We start from the raw sequence: 2,581 nt of genomic DNA on the forward strand, positions 1-2,581 counted from the left end.
CTCCTGCGTCTCGGCGATGCCGCCGATCGGCGAGCCGGCGATACGCCGGCGGCCGAGCAGCAGCGGCACGGTCGAGGGCTCCGCGAGCGGCCCGACCTGGCCGACCAGGACGAGCGTCGCATCGACATCGAGCAGCGAGAGATAGGGGTTGATGTCGTGCCTGACCGGAACGGTATCGATGATCAGGTCAAAGCCGTTTGCGGCCCTGGCCATGGCCTCGGCATCGCTGGAGACCAGCAGCCGGTCGGCGCCGAGCGCCAGCGCATCGGCCTGCTTGTCTGCCGTACGGCTCATCACCGTGACATCGGCGCCGAGCGCAGCCGCGAGCTTCACCGCCATATGGCCGAGGCCGCCGAGACCAACCACGCCGACGCGGCTGCCCGGTCCGACATTCCAGGTGCGCAGCGGCGAATAGGTGGTGATGCCAGCGCAGAGCAGCGGCGCGACCTTGGCGAGATCGAGCCCGTCGGGCACGCGCAGCGCAAACTCCTCGCGCACCACGAGGTGCTTGGAATAGCCGCCATAGGTCGGCTCGGCCGGCTCGCAGGAGAAGCGCTCCTTGTCGTTATAGGTCTGGACATTGCCCTTGCGGCAGAGCTGTTCCAGCCCCTTGCGGCACTGGTCGCAGGCCTGGCAGGAATCGACCATGCAGCCGACGGCGACATGATCGCCGGCCTTGTAGCGGCGGACATCGCGGCCGACCGCGGTCACCCGGCCGACGATCTCATGGCCCGGCACCATGGGATACTGGCTCCAGCCCCAGTCGTTGCGGGCCTGGTGCAGATCGGTGTGGCAGACGCCGCAATAGAGCACCTCCATCGCAACATCGTTCGGCCGAAGCTCCCGCCGCGTGACATCGAAGGGGGCGAGCGGCGAAGCGGCCGACCGGGCGGCATAGCCAATGGTCTTCATGCCAGGTCTCCCGTCCTGATGGTCGTTGAAGCGCCGGCCTCATCGAGGGCCTGGCGCAGCACAGGAATGGCGGAATTGGCGGTCGGCCAGCCCGCTGAGAGGGCAAGATGGGTGACGAGCTCGGTCAGCTCGTCCGCCGTCACGCCATTGTCGAGCGCGCGCCGGACATGGCCGGGCGGTTCGTTCGTGCGGTTGAGCGCAACCAGGCTCGCGACGGTGATCCGGCTGCGGTCGCACTTCGACAGGCCGGGGCGCTCCCAGACCTCGCCGAACAGGACGCGATCGCCCAAACCGGCAAGGGCCGGAGCGACATCGCCATAGGCCTTTTGCGCAGGGCTGCGATCATCCGTCATCCCTGCACCTCTCCGCGATGAACCTGCCAGAGATAATCCTGGTCCACGACCTTCTCCATCCAGGTCACCACCGAACCATCCTTMATCGCGGCAATGGCGACATGCGCCATGGCGCAGTCCGGCGCGGCGCCGTGCCAGTGTTTCTCGCCCGGTTCGAACCAGACGATGTCGCCGGGCCGGATCTCCTCGACCGGACCGCCCTCGCGCTGCACCCGGCCCAGCCCCGAGAGCACCAGAAGGGTCTGGCCGAGCGGATGGGTGTGCCAGGCCGTCCGCGCTCCGGGTTCGAAGGTGACGGTCGCGCCGCTCAGGGCGGCGCCGCCGGCAAAGGGCGCATCGATCCTGACCGTGCCCGTGAAATACTCGGCCGGCCCCTTTGCAGAAGGCTGCGCCCCGCTTCGCTTGATGTCCATCCACGTTTCCTCACGTCCTCGTGCCTGGAGCCGGACAGACTCCCGCCCCTCCCAAGCACTGTAGCCGCGCGACATTCATTGGATTAGGCGATAGAAACCGCATGAAGCCATATCGGGAGTTCATGAATGCGGCGCGAGGAACTGGTCGATCTCAATGCCTTCCTGACGGTCGCCGAGGAGCAGAGTTTCACGCGCGCGGCCGCCAAGCTCGGCACCTCGCAATCCTCGCTGAGCCATACGATCCGCCGGCTCGAGACCAGGCTGGGCGTGCGCCTGCTGACCCGCACCACCCGCAGCGTCGCGCCGACCGCGGCCGGGGAGCGGCTGCTCGGCACGCTGCGCCCGGCTCTGGAGAGCATCGGCTCGGAACTGGCCTCCCTCAACGAGTTGCGCGAGAAGCCGGCCGGGACGATCCGCATCACGACCTCGGAGCACGCGGCGACGACCGTGCTCTGGCCGGCTCTGGAGCGGTTCCTGCCGCATTACCCCGACATCCATGTCGAGCTCAGCATCGATTCCAGCCTGACCGACATCGTCACCGAGCGCTTCGACGCCGGCGTCCGGCTCGGCGAAGCGCTCGCCAAGGACATGGTAGCGGTCCGGATCGGGCCGGATCTGCGCATGGTGGTGGTCGGATCGCCCGGCTATCTCGCCACCCGCTCCATTCCCCTGACCCCGCATGACCTCGCCGAGCACAGCTGCATCAACCTGCGCCTGTTGAGCGGCGGCGGCCTCTACGCCTGGGAGCTGGAGCGGGATGGACGCGAAGTCCGCGTCCGGGTGGAGGGTCGGCTCGCCTTCAACAATGTCAGTATGATCGCGCGCGCCGCCGAGGCCGGCTTCGGGCTCGGCTTCGTGATGGAGGACCATGTGGCGGAGCAGCTTGCCCGGGGCAGCCTGGTC

The 2,581-nt window shown here is 68.1% G+C and carries 4 protein-coding genes; 1 reads left to right on the forward strand and 3 read right to left on the reverse strand.

Going from position 1 to position 2,581, the window contains the following annotated elements:
* From AC1DJT_RS35955 to AC1DJT_RS35965, 3 genes are all read right to left on the reverse strand, one after another.
* A partial coding sequence (locus tag AC1DJT_RS35955) for an NAD(P)-dependent alcohol dehydrogenase (RefSeq protein ID WP_476835981.1) occupies positions 1 to 912 on the reverse strand: 912 nt, incomplete at its 3' end.
* Positions 909 to 1,265: a carboxymuconolactone decarboxylase family protein gene (locus tag AC1DJT_RS35960; protein WP_441504553.1), complete on the reverse strand. Its 357-nt coding sequence runs from the start codon at positions 1,263 to 1,265 to the stop codon at positions 909 to 911. The genes AC1DJT_RS35955 and AC1DJT_RS35960, both read right to left, overlap by 4 nt.
* Positions 1,262 to 1,678 carry a (R)-mandelonitrile lyase gene (locus tag AC1DJT_RS35965; protein ID WP_476835982.1) on the reverse strand — a complete coding sequence of 139 codons (417 nt, stop codon included), beginning with the start codon at positions 1,676 to 1,678 and terminating at the stop codon, positions 1,262 to 1,264. Before AC1DJT_RS35965 ends, AC1DJT_RS35960 begins: the two co-directional genes overlap by 4 nt.
* Before the next feature lie 126 nt (positions 1,679 to 1,804).
* Here AC1DJT_RS35965 and AC1DJT_RS35970 point away from each other — a divergent pair.
* Positions 1,805 to 2,581 (forward strand): LysR family transcriptional regulator (locus AC1DJT_RS35970; RefSeq protein WP_476835983.1); only part of this gene is annotated, 777 nt, incomplete at its 3' end.

This window comes from Allobosea sp. 05T422_2 (assembly GCF_056396265.1).